Annotated in this window: 17 protein-coding genes and 1 tRNA gene; 5 read left to right on the forward strand and 13 right to left on the reverse strand. The window is 34.9% G+C overall.

Annotated features, from left to right (window positions below; genetic code table 11):
• Positions 1-55 precede the first annotated feature (55 nt).
• Positions 56-1276, reverse strand: a complete 1221-nt coding sequence (locus SIB53_RS02780) for a lipid-A-disaccharide synthase-related protein (protein WP_413678686.1) — start codon at positions 1274-1276, stop codon at positions 56-58.
• A gap of 57 nt (positions 1277-1333) precedes the next feature.
• On the opposite strand from SIB53_RS02780, the gene SIB53_RS02785 reads away from it, so the two are divergent.
• Positions 1334-1404: transfer RNA gene (locus tag SIB53_RS02785), tRNA-Cys, on the forward strand.
• A gap of 340 nt (positions 1405-1744) precedes the next feature.
• Positions 1745-2176, forward strand: coding sequence for a hypothetical protein (locus SIB53_RS02790; RefSeq protein ID WP_413678687.1), 432 nt, complete (start codon positions 1745-1747; stop codon positions 2174-2176).
• Between the two features lie 67 nt (positions 2177-2243).
• Here SIB53_RS02790 and SIB53_RS02795 read toward each other — a convergent pair whose 3' ends face one another.
• Positions 2244-2423 (reverse strand): hypothetical protein, encoded by a 180-nt coding sequence (locus SIB53_RS02795; protein WP_413678688.1) that lies wholly within the window; start codon positions 2421-2423, stop codon positions 2244-2246.
• 51 nt (positions 2424-2474) lie between these two features.
• Between SIB53_RS02795 and SIB53_RS02800 the strand changes: the two genes are divergently transcribed.
• Positions 2475-3446, forward strand: a complete 972-nt coding sequence (locus tag SIB53_RS02800; protein ID WP_413678689.1) for an aldo/keto reductase — start codon at positions 2475-2477, stop codon at positions 3444-3446.
• A 7-nt stretch (positions 3447-3453) separates the two neighbouring features.
• Here the strand turns inward: SIB53_RS02800 and SIB53_RS02805 are convergent, their stop codons facing one another.
• Together SIB53_RS02805 and purM are read right to left on the reverse strand one after the other, a co-directional pair.
• Positions 3454-4086 (reverse strand): histidine phosphotransferase, encoded by a 633-nt coding sequence (locus SIB53_RS02805; protein WP_413678690.1) that lies wholly within the window; start codon positions 4084-4086, stop codon positions 3454-3456.
• 161 nt (positions 4087-4247) lie between these two features.
• Complete coding sequence (gene purM, locus SIB53_RS02810; protein ID WP_413678691.1) at positions 4248-5288, reverse strand: phosphoribosylformylglycinamidine cyclo-ligase; 1041 nt, start codon at positions 5286-5288, stop codon at positions 4248-4250.
• Positions 5289-5408: 120 nt separating this feature from the next.
• Here purM and SIB53_RS02815 point away from each other — a divergent pair, with 120 nt between their 5' ends.
• Positions 5409-6959, forward strand: coding sequence for a bifunctional pantoate--beta-alanine ligase/(d)CMP kinase (locus SIB53_RS02815; protein ID WP_413679103.1), 1551 nt, complete (start codon positions 5409-5411; stop codon positions 6957-6959).
• Here the strand turns inward: SIB53_RS02815 and SIB53_RS02820 are convergent.
• The 4 genes from SIB53_RS02820 to SIB53_RS02835 all read right to left on the reverse strand — a co-directional run bounded on the left by SIB53_RS02820 (position 6949) and on the right by SIB53_RS02835 (position 9813).
• Positions 6949-7422, reverse strand: coding sequence for a low molecular weight protein-tyrosine-phosphatase (locus SIB53_RS02820; RefSeq protein ID WP_413678692.1), 474 nt, complete (start codon positions 7420-7422; stop codon positions 6949-6951). The two genes, SIB53_RS02815 and SIB53_RS02820, sit on opposite strands and share 11 nt — an antisense overlap.
• Positions 7423-7440: 18 nt before the next feature.
• Positions 7441-8217 carry a phycoerythrobilin:ferredoxin oxidoreductase gene (locus SIB53_RS02825; RefSeq protein ID WP_413678693.1) on the reverse strand — a complete coding sequence of 259 codons (777 nt, stop codon included), beginning with the start codon at positions 8215-8217 and terminating at the stop codon, positions 7441-7443.
• 27 nt (positions 8218-8244) lie between these two features.
• Positions 8245-8946, reverse strand: coding sequence for a 15,16-dihydrobiliverdin:ferredoxin oxidoreductase (locus SIB53_RS02830; RefSeq protein WP_413678694.1), 702 nt, complete (start codon positions 8944-8946; stop codon positions 8245-8247).
• A 159-nt stretch (positions 8947-9105) separates the two neighbouring features.
• Positions 9106-9813, reverse strand: coding sequence for a heme oxygenase (biliverdin-producing) (locus tag SIB53_RS02835; protein ID WP_413678695.1), 708 nt, complete (start codon positions 9811-9813; stop codon positions 9106-9108).
• Between the two features lie 79 nt (positions 9814-9892).
• Here SIB53_RS02835 and SIB53_RS02840 point away from each other — a divergent pair, with 79 nt between their 5' ends.
• Positions 9893-11317, forward strand: a complete 1425-nt coding sequence (locus SIB53_RS02840; RefSeq protein WP_413678696.1) for an NADP-dependent isocitrate dehydrogenase — start codon at positions 9893-9895, stop codon at positions 11315-11317.
• Between the two features lie 28 nt (positions 11318-11345).
• Here the strand turns inward: SIB53_RS02840 and SIB53_RS02845 are convergent, their stop codons facing one another.
• The 5 genes from SIB53_RS02845 to SIB53_RS02865 all read right to left on the reverse strand — a co-directional run bounded on the left by SIB53_RS02845 (position 11346) and on the right by SIB53_RS02865 (position 17326).
• The gene (locus SIB53_RS02845; RefSeq protein WP_413678697.1) at positions 11346-12698 is read right to left on the reverse strand and encodes a four-carbon acid sugar kinase family protein; all 1353 of its coding nucleotides are present in this window, start codon (positions 12696-12698) and stop codon (positions 11346-11348) included.
• 31 nt (positions 12699-12729) lie between these two features.
• Complete coding sequence (locus tag SIB53_RS02850) at positions 12730-13914, reverse strand: alpha-hydroxy acid oxidase (RefSeq protein ID WP_413678698.1); 1185 nt, start codon at positions 13912-13914, stop codon at positions 12730-12732.
• A gap of 147 nt (positions 13915-14061) precedes the next feature.
• On the reverse strand, positions 14062-14919 hold the full coding sequence (locus SIB53_RS02855; RefSeq protein ID WP_413678699.1) for a galactose mutarotase: 858 nt from the start codon (positions 14917-14919) through the stop codon (positions 14062-14064).
• A 3-nt stretch (positions 14920-14922) separates the two neighbouring features.
• The gene (locus tag SIB53_RS02860) at positions 14923-15834 is read right to left on the reverse strand and encodes an alpha/beta fold hydrolase (protein WP_413678700.1); all 912 of its coding nucleotides are present in this window, start codon (positions 15832-15834) and stop codon (positions 14923-14925) included.
• Between the two features lie 118 nt (positions 15835-15952).
• On the reverse strand, positions 15953-17326 hold the full coding sequence (locus SIB53_RS02865) for a cation:proton antiporter (RefSeq protein WP_413678701.1): 1374 nt from the start codon (positions 17324-17326) through the stop codon (positions 15953-15955).
• Positions 17327-17380 lie beyond the last annotated feature (54 nt).

Raw genomic sequence — 17380 nt, forward strand, 5'->3', positions numbered from 1 at the left:
GCAGAAGCTTGAGTAGAAAATCTTATTAAAAAATCTCCTACTAGATTACACCGCACTAGAAACCCTTAGACAAGTGAGTCGAAATACTAAGGGCTATAGAATGACTTCCACCCTCAGGACCCATCCTTTTAGACCCTCTTAAGCCAATAATCTCTCTATCAAAATCAGAATTCAGTAAAAAGCCCACTTGTTTTGCGAGAGTTTCATAACCCATAGCAATAGCTACAGCACCTCCTAATAAACGACTTTGTCGCTTAGCAAAATTGAAATTAAATTGATGCCCTTTTCCTGGCAAGGAAACGCATGGGATACCTAAACCTACTAATTGTTCTGTAGCTGTACCTGCATTAGCTACTCCTACTTCTCCCCACTTAGCCCAACAAGAAAATTGATTATAACCAATCAATATTAGTAATGAATTTTTTTTCCATGTTGCCGAAACCCCATTTTCACATGTTGACTGATCAGTAGGTTTAAAACCTAGGTCCATCAATATTAATTCTATTTTTTTTCTCATTGAAGAAGAACTTAAAGGCACAAATACTGCAATGGAAGATGTAATTTGAATCAACTGGATTGCAGTTAAAAGTTTTTTAAAATTCTGATACGCCTCAGGTAAACGACTTCCACATAACAAAATCAAACGTCTATATTTTTTAAAATCATTTGGACATTCTCTCTTAGATAGGCCATCCATCATTGGATTCCCCGGAGCTAGAGCCTTTACACCATGATTTCTCAAACCTCTAGCAGTGATTTTGTCTCTTACTGCAACCATCCTGCATCGACTTGATCGCATCAACCAATATTCCCATGGATCCCACTCAGTTCCTTTCAATCGATGATAACAATCACTTAAAGAGGATCTTGGTCCACTCACCCATGTGTAATCACTTTTTGGAGTGCCAATAAAAAAATAATTGGCCCCACTAGCCCATGCAAAAAGAAGAGGTAATAAATCTCCAACTGCAACGATAATTTTTCCTTCTTTGGCTGATCTTTGAATCAAAGTCCATTGACTCCAAAGACTTCCTAATAATCCAGCTTTTACATCTAAAACCAAGCCACTAAAACTCTGATTACTAAATCCCCCGCTTGGCAAAAATGTTGAGGAACCAATCTTGGCAAGCCAGTCTTCTTTTAGAAGCGTTGCAAATGCTTTTCCATCTCCAACCATCGGAAGAACTTCATGGGAAATGTCTGGGTTGATTTCATGAAGAGCTTCTATAACCCTGCAAGCAATCGTGTCTTCTCCATGTCCATTACAAAGAAACAAAAGATTTTGTTCGGTTTGACTGATACGATTTGAATTGAAAATGAAAATTTCATTTTCGGCGGCATGGCCAAGTGGTAAGGCAGAGGATTGCAAATCCTTTATCCCCAGTTCGAATCTGGGTGCCGCCTTAATTATTATTCGTTTGATTTTTCTGCGGAAGCCTTCCAGCAAAATGCTCCATTTGTAGCGAGTAGCAAGTTTCAAGAAGGTTCAGAAATTAATAAAATGATTTTGGTACAAGATCTTAATATTGATCATATATCCATTCTTACAGTTACTTCTAAAAGAACCACTAGCGAAAAGCTTGTAGGTAATCAGGATAACAAGTATTTGCTTCATATTTTCACTACTTGATTGAATATTTTTTGTCCATGTTGTGAAGGTTTTTTTTCATTACAATTAAATAGAAGGTTTAACATAGAAACATTATTCATGAATTAATATTAATCGTATTAACCAATAAGAACAGTGTCTGATCAAATTGAATTCAGTTCTTTTTATAAATTATTAAATTCAATAAAGGAAGGTGAATCTGAACAAATATCTTTACTCGATGAAAAAATTATTGAATTCAAGAATGGTAACAACTCAAAAAGTTTTCTTGATGAATTAGGATCTCTTTATCTCTCTATTGGTATTACAGAATTATATAATTTCACGAATACTAAAGATCTCCATAAAATTGGACTCATTGATAAAGCAGGGTGGGAAACTTTATCTTCTACAAATCAAGAAGAATTACCTGTATACTTAGCAAATAAAATGATTCAGTACATTAAAGAAAATAAAAAAGTAAAAGAAATGTCCAGCAAGTGGAATATTAAAGAAGGTGAAATAAGAAAACACATAACTAAAATGGCAAGATATATAACTGAAGGGATTATTGACGTAATTGAATAGTATTATATAAAACTTAATACTTTATACGAACAATCTATTTTAATTTTTTTACATCTAAATAGATAAATTAATAATCATTATCTGCCACGCAAATACCTAGACATCTTATTCCGTTACTAGAAGTTCTTCCACAATGATTACATAGAACTTTTTGTTGATGATCTATGCTCTCATTGTCTTTGTAATTTTCTTCATTACTGTACTTTTTTTTAAAAGAAGAATCTTTAAAACTATTTAATTTATTCATGTAAGATAATGATATTAGTTTTTCTTTATTTGAAATAACATCAATGAAGTCATGGCTAAGAAAAAAATTGGGATTGGTTTTGGAACTTGGGCATGGGGAAACAAACTTGTGTGGGGCTACAAAGCTGAAACAGATGATATCTTACTTAAAAAAACTTTTTTTGATGCCATAGATGGGGGATTAGATCTTGTTGACAGTGCAGATTCCTATGGCACTGGAACTTTATTTGGGCAAAGCGAAAAGCTGATCGGTAATTTCCTAGAAGAGTTACCTCAGAGGAAGCTCAAAAAAATTACTATCGCAACAAAGCTCGCACCATTTCCGTGGAGAATTGGTCGGAATGGTCTCAATAAAGCTTTTCAAGAAAGTAATGAGCGGCTCAAAGGGAAAATGACAAGAGTACAACTTCATTGGAGTACTTATCGCTATGCACCTTGGCAAGAAGAGCAATTAATTAATGGCCTAGGAGATTTATACGAAGAAGGTTTAATTAAAGAAATTGGGCTCTCTAATACTGGTCCAAAAAGACTAAATTTTTTATTCCAAAAACTGAAAAAGAGAGGAATTAAAATCAATAGTATACAAATGCAACTTTCGTTATTAACAAAACCTTCTTTAGAAGATGAAAAGATCAAAAATATCTGTGATGAAAATGAAATTGAATATTTAGCTTATAGTCCATTAGGACTGGGAATCCTAACAGTTCCACCCAATCGATTTCCCAAGCCTAAAACCTTCTTACGACAACAGTTATTCCGAAGAATACTTCCCAAAACTGTAGAATTGAGAACATTAATCACTAATATTGGTAAAAAGTATTCAGCTTCCCAGGCACAAGTTGCCTTGAATTGGGTAAGGTCTAATGGAGCTAAACCAATAGTTGGGATTCGTAATTCATTTCAAGCTAAAGAAGCAATTTCTGCACTTAATTGGTCTTTAACTCAAAGTGAAAAAGAAAGTCTGGATTTTTACAGGAATAAATGTCTCGCAAATATGCCTCAAAACCCTTTCACTAGTCCCTAATAAAAATTCAAGTATCAGGGCTGACAATTACCTTCATTGAATCTGAGGAAGTAGGAAGAGTAATCACTTTTGCTGGTGGTATAGGCTGTGAATTGGCGCTTTTTTCAATTATTTCTTTCTCTGGCTCTTTCTCATCTTGAGCACAAGCTTCTAATGCTTCTCTCAACAACGAGTCAAAAGTTGCACCTGGCAATCTATGCCTAGCTACCTCAAGGAATGTGAGTGGTAAAGACTCTGATGCCGCATCTTTTAATGCAGGATTATTTTTTCTATGCTCTTGTTCGTCATGAATGGCTCGAATAAATCTGAGAGTAACTTCATGCTTAGTCGACGCTTTAATTAAGGTATCGTTATCTCTTTGCCCATTAGTTGATTCTTGTTCTAGATCATTAATCCTACTCTCCAAACTTGTAAGAACTTCATCAGCTTCTTTTCCAATATGAGAAAGTTGTCCGTCAGACAAGTTTGGTAAATCAGCTACATAAACTTTTCCATGATCTCTAAGGGTTAAAAAAGTTGGTCTTGGCCCACTATTTTGTCGCATAACCGAATCTGCTTGACCTCCTAGAGGCCTTTTTGGAGGTGTTGGACCTGCAGAACTTCTCCTACGCGTTAAACGCTGTTGATTTTCAAAAGGCATAGAACTAATTAAGATCTAACTTCGCATTATCCGAACTAATATCCGGCTTGCGTTTTTTTACATCTTACTGTTTTTTTACCGTTATAGAAAATCTTTTTTAACCTTCACTTAATTTATTCAAAAAACTCTACGACAGAATTTTATAAAACTAAGCTTGAACCTCACTTAGTTATTCCTAAAATATCAATGTGCTTTGAATTATTCTGACTTTCAACAACTTGACCAATATTCCAAGCTTGAAAATCATTTGTATTACATATTTCTAAAGCAGAATTCACTTCATTTTTAGGAACAATTAGACAAAAACCTATTCCCATATTAAAAGTATTCCAAAGATCAATTTCAGGAATATCACCAGCATTTTGTAACCAATGAAAGATTTCATTGGTTACCCAAGTAGTTTTATCTATATGTGGTGACAATCCAGAAGGGAAAATTCTAGGGAGATTCTCTGGCAAGCCACCACCTGTGATGTGAGTCATTCCATGAATTGGTAAATTTTCTCTCAACAATTTCTCAACAAGTTGAACATAAATTGCTGTTGGTTCAAGCAAAGATCGAATCAAGTTTCTTTTATCTTTCCCATAAAGAGTATTTTCATCCACATTCGCCATGGAAAGAACTTTACGAACAAGACTAAAACCATTGCTATGAACACCGTTACTTTTAATCCCAATAATCTTATCTTCACAATTTATTTTCGTGCCGTCTATGAGTTGATGATTTTCAACGATCCCAACACAAAAACCTGCTAGGTCATATCTTCCACTGGGATAAAAACCTGGCATTTCAGCAGTTTCGCCTCCCAAGAGAGAGCAATCAGATTGAACACAGCCTGCTGCAATCCCCTCTATCACTTCCGCCAAAGCATCAGGAGTCAAAGTTCCGCTTGCTATGTAATCAAGAAAAAATAAAGGGCGAGCCCCATTAGTTATTACATCATTCACGCACATTGCAACTAAATCTATTCCAACTCCAAAATGAAAACCATATTGCTGAGCTAATTCCAATTTTGTACCAACACCATCTGTCCCAGATACCAAGACTGGACTTTCATAGCCTTTTGGAATCCTTATACATCCTCCAAAACCTCCTAACCCACCGACGACCTCTTTTTTATGAGTTTTTTCAACGCATGATTTAATTCGCTCCACAAAGGCTCTTCCAGCAGTAACATCAACTCCCGCAGTTTTGTAATCCATCAGTAAAAAGCTTTCTTATTCAAAAGATACGAACCCTAATATGAAATCCATATGGGGTCAGTATGCAATCAACTTATTTCATTTCAATCATAAGTTGATGAAATTAATTTATTTACCAACATAGTGGTACAAATTTTCCAAACTAATGCTGAATTAAAAGATTGGCTTAGTGAAAACAATTCAGCAATAATTTTCATCCCTACTATGGGAGCACTTCACCCTGGCCATCAATATTTAATTGAGCAAGCAAAAGAAAGAAAAAAAAAGAAAAACCAAATTATTCTTGTAAGTATTTTTGTAAATCCATTGCAATTTGGAAAAGATGAAGACTTCAAAAAATATCCCAGAAATATAAGCAAAGATGCTGAATTAGCTTTTATCGCCGGCGCAGATGCAGTTTGGGTCCCAGATTATTTTGAGGTTTTCCCTGGAGGAGAAAATTCACATTTTAAAATTCAAGTTCCTCAAACATTGCATAATAAATTATGTGGTGCAGAGAGAGCAGGGCATTTTGATGGAGTTGCAACAGTTATTATTCGTCTCATAAACATTATTAGGCCAGAGAAGATAATCCTAGGAGAAAAAGACTGGCAACAGTTGATTATTATTAGAAAGCTATTTCAAGAACTATCAATACCTACAAAAATTGAATCCTATGCCACACAAAGAGACCAAACTGGATTTGCTTATAGTTCAAGAAATTCTTATTTGAACGCCTCTGAAAGAGCAAATGCTCAATCATTACCAAATGCACTCAAAAAAGCAAAAACAGACTTTGAAAAAGATAAAGTAATAAATATTCCAAAAATAGCTTCTATACTTAAAGAAAACAATTTAAAAATTCAATATCTAAAAATCGTAGATCCATTTTCATTAAAAGAAACAGAAAATATAAATAGACTATGCCTTTTAGCAGCAGCAGTAAAATGTGGGTCTACTAGGCTAATTGATCACACTTTTCTGATGCAACGAAAACCAATTATTGCGATTGATGGTCCTGCTGGTGCCGGGAAAAGCACAGTAACTAAAGCATTTGCCAACAAGCTTGGTTTTATTTATTTAGATACTGGCGCAATGTATCGAGCAGTGACCTGGTTAATAATCAGCAATTCTATTGATCCAAGTGATGAATCTGAAATCAAAAATATCTTGAAAGATTCAAAATTAGAATTTAAAACCTCAAGCTTTGTTGAGCAAGCAATATTCATAAATAATATTGACGTAACAGAGAAGATAAGATCTCCACTAGTGACTTCGATGGTTTCTGAAATAGCCAAACAACAATTTGTAAGAGAATTACTTACGCGAAAACAACAAATGATCGGCAATAATGGGGGCTTGGTTGCAGAAGGAAGAGATATCGGCACAGCTGTATTTCCAGAGGCAGAAGTAAAAATTTTTCTTACTGCCTCTCCCACAGAAAGAGCAAAAAGAAGAGCTCTTGACTTAAAGAAAAAAGGTTTTGAATTCTCCAGTCTGGAAAATCTTGAACAAGAAATTAAAGAAAGAGATAAAAAAGATAGGGAAAGAAAAATAGCTCCTTTAAAAAAAGCTCAAGATGCAATAGAACTAGTAACAGATGGAATGAATATTGAAGATGTATTAAAAGAACTGATTTATATTTTCAGATCAAAGATTCCAGAAGAAGTCTGGCCAACTCCTAATACATGAGACTATCTATTAATCCATCAATAGCATCATCAAGCAAATCTAGAACCTGATCAAAGCCATTTTGCCCTCCATAATAAGGATCTGGGACTTCTTCTAATTGAGAGTGTTTTGAGTAACTTAGAATAAGTTTGATTTTATAATTTATAGGGTTCTTATTATCTTTAATTAATGATTTAACAGCATCAAGATTATCATTATCCATAACCAAGATATGATCAAATTCATATAAATCACCTTCTTCTATTTTTCTCGATCTACTGGTCAGTTCTATACCCCTTGATAATGCTGTTTCACGCATACGTGGATCTGCAAGATTTCCAACATGCCAACCGCCAGTTCCTGCTGAATCAACCAGAAAAAGTTTTTCTAAATCTCTATCTTTAATTTTTTGCTTAAAGACGCCTTCGGCTGCAGGAGAACGGCAAATGTTTCCTAAACAAACAAAGAGAATTTTTTTTACCATAGTCTTCAAATCTCAACTTTATTGTAAGTCAAAAAGAATATTATTTATATAACTTTCAGTCCATTCATTCCCAAAGAAGCCTCGTAACATTCCTCTTGCAGGATCTTTTTCAGCACGATATCGCATATATTTTTTCTGACCATTTAGAAGTCTTGAAGATCTTTCTAGTGACATCCTTTGTGCATTAGCAATTAAATCCAAGAAAAAATTCAAATAATCATCAAAAGCTGGTTTAATTATCTGACTAATTAATTTATCGCCTTCAGCTCCTAGGGGAATTCTAGACCAAAGAAAAACTGGAGAGAAATATTGTCTAGCCTCCAGAGGTATATCTCCTCCTGAAGGAAGTTGAGATTGCCAATTAGCGTGAATATATTTTAACTTTCCTAAAAAATATTGGGTATGAACTTTATCGTCTTTTAATGCGGGCTGAAGATCTAAAGCAATAAGATGTCCATTTGGAAGTGTTACAAAATCGGCTCCAAAAAAAGGTAAATCATAATTATTGCAAGGTGAGATTACTAAATTCATGACTGACGTTATTTCACCAGCTTGCAGGCAAGCACATCTAGCCTGTCGAATTTTTTTCGTCTTTAGACCCCATGTTTCCAAAATAACTTTTTTAGGATTAGAACTAGAACCAAAGAATGATTCTCTAAAAAGAAAATCATTCTTTATCGGATAAGGGCTAGGTTCAAATATAGAAAACTTCTTAATAGTTTCATCTAAGAAATAAGACCAACGCCAATTACTTATTGAAATAGACTCCAGACTATTATTTCGGTTACTTTGCATTTAAAAACTAAAATGAAGAACTAATGTTTATAGGCTTAAAGGAAATAAAAACTCATTCATATACTTCTCTGACCATTCTTTACCAAAAAAACCAGAAAATAAACCATGAGCCGGATCTTTTTCAGCACTATATTTATTATAATCTATATGCAATAAGCTGACCTCTTGAGATTTAATATAATTTTCATTAACTTTAGATAAATCAAGATTTACCCAATAACATTTAAGAAAAGAGCTAAAAACCTTTGGTAAAATATTTTCCGCTTCAAAATTACCACCTTTGCAAAATAGAGCCCATGGGGAAAAGTACTTGCTTGGATCATATATATTACTTTCAATATCAGAATTAAACTCATTAAAACATTGTTTTAGGCTTTTTAAGCCATCAAAGTATCTATCAAAATATTCTTTATCTTGCACAAGAGGCTGGAAATCAAGAATAGCAACTAGCTTTTCTTTTTTCTCAAACCACAAAAGATCAATGCCCATAATTGGCATATCATTTTGATCATGAGGATAAGCAACTGAATTTAATACTTGAAGACGATCTCCTGCATCCAATCTAGTCACTCTCCATCTGCGAAATCCGGGGACATCCCATAACCAACTATTCAGTTTATAATTGCCTTTTATAGAAACGCGTTCACAAAATTCATCCGGAACAATCAACTTTTTACCGCCATGTTCAATAATATTTTTAGTTAACTGACTTAAAAGATCATCAAACATATAAAGTCATCTCCTTAGAGGATTTAATAATTTTCTCACCATCAAAGTGATTGAATCAGTTAAAAAGAATAAATACAAATCTTTTATACTATTATAATAGACATCTTAATAAATACTGAATACAAACAAAGGAATAGTCTTGAGAAAATATTAATTTCATTACTCGGTACTACCTTTCCGCTTTTTATTTGAAAAGAATCTAAATAAAACTTTTCCTATAGCAGCAATTAAATTTCCTTCCAATTCATTAAAAATATCCATATTGTATTTAAAAGATCTATTAGCTTCTTCAATAATTGAATCTGCTATCTTTTGATCAATCGGAAGATTATCTAAAGTATTTCGATACTTGATTTTAAATTCTTTTTCATTGCTAATTTCCTCAAAAATATAAAAGCTAAGTCCCTCGTCTCCAGGTAGATTCATAGCTTTTTTAGTGATGGTTTTCAAAAGCTGTCCCCCAGACAAGTCGCCAATATATCTGCTGTAATGATGGCCAATTAAAAGTTCAGGATTATCTTTAGCAATTTCTCTAATTCTTGCTTCATATTCAACAGCTGGCTTAGAGGGTTTTATCAATTTAGTCCAATTACTACCAAAGTAGAACGAAAGATCTTGTTCCAATTTTTCCTTACGAAAAAGCTCTTTAAATCCAATTGGAGAAATTATTGGATGAGAATTTTCACAAAGTTTTTCTATCTCTTCCTCCATCGCAGAGTAAACCAAATATAAATCAGCTAATAAATTCCTGTATGAGGACTTATCAACTACTCCCTTGAGAAAACAACTTATAAAACCTGTATTTTCAGCCATCGTATGAGACTTTTTAGTCCCTTCACGAAGTTGCCTAGCCAAGGCTACTGCCATGAGTTCAAAATCATTTAATCAAAACTTACCACTTAGACATAAGCTCAACATTAGATCTATTAATCGCTGAATAAAAATTATGGCAAATTTTGAAAAGCTCATTGCTCCATCAAAAGGCCAAAGAATTACTTTTGTTGATGGAAACCCAGTAGTACCCGAGCATCCAATTATTCCATTTATCAGAGGTGATGGAACAGGAATAGATATTTGGCCTGCTACACAATTAGTCATCGATAAAGCTATTGAAAAAGCTTATGGAAGAAATAGATCCATAGAATGGTTCAAAATCTATGCAGGAGATGAAGCTTGTGACTTATATGGAACTTATCAATACTTGCCAAACGACACTCTTGAGGCGATAAGAACTTACGGGATAGCAATCAAAGGACCTTTAACAACGCCTATAGGCGGAGGGATTAGATCTTTAAACGTATCTCTAAGACAAATTTTTGATTTGTATTCATGCGTTAGACCTTGCAAGTATTACGAAGGGACTCCAAGCCCTCATAAAAAGCCTCAAGATTTAGATGTAATTGTTTATCGAGAAAATACTGAAGATATTTATATGGGCATTGAATGGGAATCTGATGATCCCGAATGCATCAAATTGATTGATCAACTCAATAATGAAATAATTCCAGCCAGCCAAAAACTAAAAAACAGAAAAATTCCTAACGGCGCAGGAATCGGAATTAAACCCGTTAGCAAAAGTGGTAGTCAAAGACATATCAGACGAGCGATTAAACATGCACTCAACCTTGAGGGGAGCAAAAGACATGTGACCTTAGTTCATAAGGGAAATATCATGAAATTTACTGAAGGAGCTTTCAGAGATTGGGGATACGAATTAGCAACCACAGAATTTAGGAATGAATGCGTAACTGAAAGAGAAAGTTGGATTTTAGATAACTTAGAACAAAATCCTCATATCACCTACGAGGAGAATGCTGAGTTAATTGATCCAGGTTATTCATCTTTAACAGAAGAGAAAAAGAAAGCTATTTGTGATGAAGTTTGCTCAGTTCTTTCAAGCATCGGAAATAGTCATGGTCATGGAAAATGGAAGGATATGGTGATGGTTGATGACCGAATAGCAGATAGTATTTTCCAACAAATTCAAACTCGTCCTCAAGAATATTCCATACTTGCAACTCTCAATCTAAATGGTGATTACATATCAGATGCGGCCGCAGCAATCGTTGGTGGGCTGGGGATGGCACCAGGAGCAAACATTGGAGATACGGCGGCTATTTTCGAAGCCACCCATGGAACAGCTCCAAAGCATGCAGGCTTAGACAGAATCAATCCAGGTTCAGTAATACTTAGTGGAGTAATGATGCTGGAATATTTAGGTTGGAATGAGGCAGCAAAATTAATTACAAATGGATTGAGTAAATCGATTTCAGATAAAAAAGTGACTTACGATCTGGCACGATTAATGGAGCCACGCGTAGCGCCTCTTAGTTGTAGTGAGTTTGCTAAATCAATTGTTGAAAGATTTTAATTAAATATTGTTTAGAGTCTTTCAAAAACTAAGAGTTTGACTCCATCAATCTAAATGATTCTAAAAGTGTTTTCTCATTGCCTAGATTACCTGGAAAAGTAACTACTGGTAAATGATATAGATCAGAATTACTTGTTACTATTGACAATCCTGGTAATATTTGGCCTTTTAAATCTACTTGATTAAAATTCAACCCCTTCTGGAGCAATAGTTGTGTTGTAATACCTCCTTTACTAATAATATAACCAAACTTATTCTTTATTTTCCCAACTAGAATTGCCATAAACTCTGCAAGTTCCAATCCAAAATTCATTCTTTTAGAGGAAGAAGAAAACTTCATTTCTTCTCGAGTAGTATATAAAACTGGTACTTTTTTTATATCTAAAATATCATCTATTTTCGATAATAATATTTCCTCCAGCTCTAATATTTTCTCTTGATAATCTTCTAAAGCAAAAATATCAGCTAATTTACCGACTGGTATTTCCAGACCTTCACAGGAATTATCATTCAATAAAATCTCTAATTGATCTGTAGCCAATTTCATATAGGAGCCAACCATTATCAAACCTGGCTTATATGCAAACTGATTATTTTTCGACTTTAAAGATACTAAATCTGCAATATCTTTAGGGTTAGGTGGTAATTCAGATAAAGATTTGATAAAGCTAGCTGCTGTTCTGAAAAGAAATCTTTTTTCTTTAGAAACTACTTTAATTGCTCTAGCTAGGGTTTCTAAATGATGAGGTAATTCAGCATCCACAACTACTGAAACATTATTTTCTAATTTAGAAAAAAAGCTTAAAAGAGAGTTAAAGCAATCTTTGTTCTTAGAAGCCATGTCTAATTGTTTAATTTCAACGTGCAAGATATTTTCCGCCTGTATCTTTCCAAAACTTTTTTCTTCAATCCATTTAGCTAAATCACTAGTAGAAAATCCAAAAATATTATCGCGACCAAAATCAGTATTATGCACAGGTATCCCATTTAGATAATGAATACCGTTTACAGTTGTTCTTCCACCTTCCAAAAAAGCTGGAATGTGAAATGTTGCATGGAATGGTCCTAATTCTTCCGCAAGAATTGCAGGTTCCAAAACTCCATGACCACGCAATGTTGAATCACCTCTACTAATATAAAAATAATCATCTTTAGAATATCCTTGTCTTAAAAAAAACTTCTTAATAGATGAACATATTTCTCTAGTTTTCTTAACGGCTAAAGCAGAAGATAAAGATCTAGTGTTCGCAAGTATAAATATTAAAGGCGAAGATTTGGTAAATGCTGCCTCTAGAGTTTGTTCATCCCAATTTAATAATAATGGACATCCATAAACAGTTTGAGATCCAGTTGGATCATCATCAAAAATGATTATTTTCATAAAAAATTAATCTATTTTTTTCATCAAGGATTTATTCGAATCTCTCCCAACTTTCAGGAACTTGAATATAAGATTTATTTAAATCTGCAACTGACCCACATCCCAATAGTTTCATAGTTCTTACTATATCTGTTTGAAGAATTTCTATAGCTCTGGCAACGCCTTTCCCTCCTGCCGCAGCAAGTCCATATGCATAAGCTCTACCTATCAAAACCCCTTTTGCACCTAGACATAATGCTTTAACGACGTCACTACCCCTGCGAATACCTCCATCTAGTAACACATCTATTTTTCCATCAACTGCAGCTAAAATTTCTGGCAAAACACGGATCGTGGGAGCAACGCTATCAAGTTGCCTAGCTCCATGATTAGAAATAACAATCGCATCAGCACCTAGCTCTACTGCTTTTTTTGCGTCATCACCAATATGTATACCCTTAACAATAATTTTTCCACCCCACGCTTCGCGTATCCATTGAAGATCCTCCCAAGTAACAACTGATTGTTCTAAAGCAGGACCAATTGCCGTGTATCCCATAGGGCCATCATCAAGTTGAACATTTGGAAAACTCATTAAGCCTCCATCACTTAACCATTGAGTCATCCAGCATGGTTTAACTAATATTTGAGGAATATAAGGAAGCATCTCAAAAGGATTCATCGATAAAAGCTGTTGGGTTCCGGATCGCATATCTCTTTCCCTTAAACCAGATACAGGCGTATCAATAGTTACAACTATTGCTGAGAATCCTGCTTCTTTAGCTCTAGCAATTGTTTTTAACGCGACTTCTTTACCACCTAATAAATAAAGCTGATACCAAGCTGGTCCACTTGTAGCCGCTTTAACATCTTCTAATAAACAGCCTGAGAGAGTCGACAAAGTATATCCTGTTCCAGCTTTTCCTGCCTCTCTAGCTGCAACCACTTCTCCCTGGGGATAAAACATTCTGCTACTCCCTACTGGTCCCAATAAGAAAGGAAGTTGAAAGCTCTGATCTAAAACAGATATTCCAAGATCACACGATGGAACAGAAACTGCACATCTAGGTCTAAATAAAATTTCATTATATGCGTTGCAATTTTGTGAAAGTGTTTGTTCTCTATCTGCACCACTATCTATATAGTTAAAAACCATTGCCGGTAGACGATTTTTAGCCCTAGACCTGAGGTCCTCAATATTAAGTACACTTGGAGAGGAAACATCTGCTCCTAACATTATTCATCACAAATTCATGAATGATGAATCTATAATATCTTGATCATAGATGCAGAAACGAACAAAATATTGAAATATTTGTCATACAAAAAAATTATAAATAAAATTTAATTAGTGACAAATTATATTACTCAAAGATATAAATAACTAAAAAGAATTATGTTTAAAAGTGGTAAATAATTCTATATATTCTTCTGGTTTAATCTCAAGTTTTCTATCTCCAGTCACCAATGAATTTCTTGGACTTGTCCAAGGCTCTAAACAAACCATTTGCCTTGGAGGATCAGTCCAAATTACCGTTGTATCCATTGGGTCTTGATGAATTAATTCAATTACATTCCTAGACAAACAATCGAAAATTTTAACATAGCGAGAAGGATAAGAAAGAAAGTCAACTCCTTTATCTAAAATTCTTATTTGGTCCGATGAATTAGTAACTTTCATATTAGTTTGATCAATACATTTTTCAGGCAAACCACCTATCTTTATTTTTTGTATATTTAAAACTTGGAAATATGGATGCAGTCCAAAACTAAAGGGCATACATTCTTGACTCTGATTATAGATTTTAATCGATATTTGAAGACACTTTTTTTTCAAGCGAACATCCATTAATAGCGTAAAAAAGAAAGGAAAACAAGAACGTGAATCGCTTGAATCACTAAGCTTTAGCCTTACTCCTGATTTATCTTTTAACAAGCTAATTGACCAAGGTAAATCTCTTGCGAAGCCATGCTGTTTTAAAAAGTATTTCTTACCACTTATTGAATAGTCTTCAGATAAATCACCACATATGGGAAAAAGGATAGGTATTCCTCCTCTAACACTTTTATCTTTATCTAAAAAACGCTCTAAATCAAAGTACAAAAGTTCTTTCCCTTCACTGCGCCAATCAGTTATCAATCCTCCTCTTTCAGGGACAATTCTTATTAATGAATCTGATTCAGGATTTGAATATTCCCAGTGAGAATAAGGATTTAACTTCTTTATAAAACTGACAGTCATCGATTAAAGCTGCTCGATCCATTCTAAAAGAGCGCTATTCACCTGATCAGGAACTTCATCATGTGGACAATGGCCAGCATCCAAAATAACTTCTTTTGTATTTTGAGGAGTGTGTTTTTTATAAGTTGCTCTTTTCCCAGGTGCATTCATCCAAGGATCTCTATTTCCCCAAAGCAATAACAATGGTGCTTTCAACTGAGCAAACAACTCATCAAGTGGTCGTCCCTGAGGTCCTGCGGGATCAAAAACACTTTTGAATACATTAAAGGCACCAGCATCCAAAGATGGTTTTCGTATAGCTTCTACCAATTCATCATCAACATTTGATGTATCAATATAAACTTGATTTAAAGTACGTTTAATTGTTGAAGGCTGTCTAAGATTTTCAAAAATTATTCTTTGCAATAAAGCATTTTTGAGAAATATGCCAGCGATAGTCTTTCTAGCCGTAGCCCAAAATCCTGTGGTTGTTTTTTTGTCCTCACTGAAATAACCAGCGGCATTTAATAAAACAACACCTGCTGCATCACCACCCAATGCAGCACCACTTGCAAGCGCGGCATATCCTCCTAAAGAGTTACCAACAAGTATTGTTGGTCTCCCAATATTTTCTTTGACGTATGAGACTATTTGGTCTTTCCAAAGTGAGCCTCCATAAGCAAGACCACTAGGTTTAGAACTTTTACCAAAGCCAAGAAGATCTAGAGCATGAACTTCATAATTCTTTCCCAGCACTGGTATGTTATGCCGCCAATGAGTTGTAGAAGCACCAAAGCCATGAATTAAAAGAATTGCTGGTCCTTTTTCTTTATCAGTCTTGTTTTTATGATCTTCAGGGAAAATGCTCAAGCAGTGAACAGAATGACCTAAGAATTTCCAATCAGAAAGATTTTCTTCTACAACTGAGGAAATCATTTAGGAATTAGCTAACGCTTACAGATATTAGTCAATCATCTATAGAAAGAGATTAATGATTGGATTTCTTTTTTTCGAAATTTCCTCACCTTTTTGAAAAAGCATTTTAAACAATTTTTTAAACTAATCCAACTGGATCAGCTGCGACCTCATCCGGAATAGAGTTACCACCTGAAGGAGGTTTATCTTTCAAAACGACTCTTAGTAGCACAGGGGCTAAGAAGGTAGTTCCAATAACCATCAACAATATTGCAGCTTCGAGGGAAGGCGTAAGCAAACCAGCACTGGTTCCTAATCCTAAAAAAATCAATCCGACCTCACCTCTAGGCATCATTCCCAAGCCAACTACTAATCGATTTGTTGGTTTATCTATGACAAAGGACCATCCAGCAGCAATCTTTCCAACAATTGCAACAATAAACAAGAAACCAGCAACAATTAGAGCAGATCGACTCTCAGGATCAAGTGGATTGATAACAGATAGGTCCATACCTGCTCCAACAAGGACAAAGAAAATTGTTGCGAAAAGCGATACCAAAGGCAAAACAGATTGTTGAATTGCATGATTATTTTTTGAACTACTTAGTATCAATCCAGCGGCAAAAGCACCCAAAGCAGCTTCTAAACCAATAGCAGTAGCAACAAAACAGCTTAGGACTAAAATCACGAACGAAGCCACAACAACAGCTCCGGGAGCTTTAAGTCTTTCAAGCAACCAATCAAAAGCTGGAGCTGCTGTTCTACTCAAAGCAATTGCAGCAATAACAAAAACAGTTGCAGCTAAAACTAATTTGACAATGGGAGCAATTTGCAACGATCCTCCCGTGGCAAGTGCAACCACAACGGCAAGAATTACAATTCCAAGTATGTCATCTAGAACTGCAGCGCCAATAACAATTTGACCCTCGCGAGTTTTTAAATATCCAAGTTCACCAAAAACACTTGCAGTAATGCCAATACTTGTCGCAGTCATAGATGCACCAGCAAATATTGCAGGAATTATATCTACTTGAAAAATAAACATTAATCCAAAAGTTCCAAAAGCAAATGGCAAAATCACCCCTGCCATTGCGACAGTGAACGCTTGTGCTCCAACTGCTACAAGTTCCTCTAATTCACTTTCCAGACCGGTTAGAAATAACAACGCATATAGCCCTAAAGTTGCTACGGCTTGTAATGATGGAAAAGTTTCAAAATAAATATCAGGGACTGCTTCCTTGGGTACTGAAGCAAGGGTGCTAATAACAGAGACAAAACCTTGATTTAATTCAGCATGAGCACTTGGCGGCAATAGAAGATGTAGTCCTGAGGCACCAATTAAGACTCCCGCAAGAAGTTCACCGACGATTGTAGGCAAACTTAGACGAACTAAGATTTCAGCCAAAGTCCTTGCCGCAACAAAGATCATTAAGAAATTAATGACCCCTATAAGTGTTTCCGCAACCTCAACATCATGCGTATTCAGGGCTGAGATTAAAGGAGTTAATACCATCAGGTTTTCTAGAAAAGCCTTTTCTTTAAGACTTAAATTACCTAATCACAGGGC

This window comes from Prochlorococcus sp. MIT 0916 (genome assembly GCF_047305155.1).
Classification (GTDB): Bacteria; Cyanobacteriota; Cyanobacteriia; order PCC-6307; family Cyanobiaceae; genus Prochlorococcus_B.

What these genes read in the sequence shown, in the direction of transcription:
- SIB53_RS02795 (WP_413678688.1), bottom strand. Translation starts at nt 2,423, where the DNA reads ATGAATAAATTAAATAGTTTTAAAGATTCTTCTTTTAAAAAAAAGTAC.
- SIB53_RS02835 (WP_413678695.1), bottom strand. Translation starts at nt 9,813, where the DNA reads ATGGCAGTAGCCTTGGCTAGGCAACTTCGTGAAGGGACTAAAAAGTCT.
- SIB53_RS02865 (WP_413678701.1), bottom strand. Translation starts at nt 17,326, where the DNA reads ATGGTATTAACTCCTTTAATCTCAGCCCTGAATACGCATGATGTTGAG.
- SIB53_RS02820 (WP_413678692.1), bottom strand. Translation starts at nt 7,422, where the DNA reads ATGGTAAAAAAAATTCTCTTTGTTTGTTTAGGAAACATTTGCCGTTCT.
- SIB53_RS02860 (WP_413678700.1), bottom strand. Translation starts at nt 15,834, where the DNA reads ATGATTTCCTCAGTTGTAGAAGAAAATCTTTCTGATTGGAAATTCTTA.
- SIB53_RS02850 (WP_413678698.1), bottom strand. Translation starts at nt 13,914, where the DNA reads ATGTTAGGAGCAGATGTTTCCTCTCCAAGTGTACTTAATATTGAGGAC.
- SIB53_RS02845 (WP_413678697.1), bottom strand. Translation starts at nt 12,698, where the DNA reads ATGAAAATAATCATTTTTGATGATGATCCAACTGGATCTCAAACTGTT.
- SIB53_RS02855 (WP_413678699.1), bottom strand. Translation starts at nt 14,919, where the DNA reads ATGACTGTCAGTTTTATAAAGAAGTTAAATCCTTATTCTCACTGGGAA.
- SIB53_RS02805 (WP_413678690.1), bottom strand. Translation starts at nt 4,086, where the DNA reads ATGCCTTTTGAAAATCAACAGCGTTTAACGCGTAGGAGAAGTTCTGCA.
- SIB53_RS02830 (WP_413678694.1), bottom strand. Translation starts at nt 8,946, where the DNA reads ATGTTTGATGATCTTTTAAGTCAGTTAACTAAAAATATTATTGAACAT.
- purM (WP_413678691.1), bottom strand. Translation starts at nt 5,288, where the DNA reads ATGGATTACAAAACTGCGGGAGTTGATGTTACTGCTGGAAGAGCCTTT.
- SIB53_RS02840 (WP_413678696.1), top strand. Translation starts at nt 9,893, where the DNA reads ATGGCAAATTTTGAAAAGCTCATTGCTCCATCAAAAGGCCAAAGAATT.
- SIB53_RS02825 (WP_413678693.1), bottom strand. Translation starts at nt 8,217, where the DNA reads ATGCAAAGTAACCGAAATAATAGTCTGGAGTCTATTTCAATAAGTAAT.
- SIB53_RS02800 (WP_413678689.1), top strand. Translation starts at nt 2,475, where the DNA reads ATGGCTAAGAAAAAAATTGGGATTGGTTTTGGAACTTGGGCATGGGGA.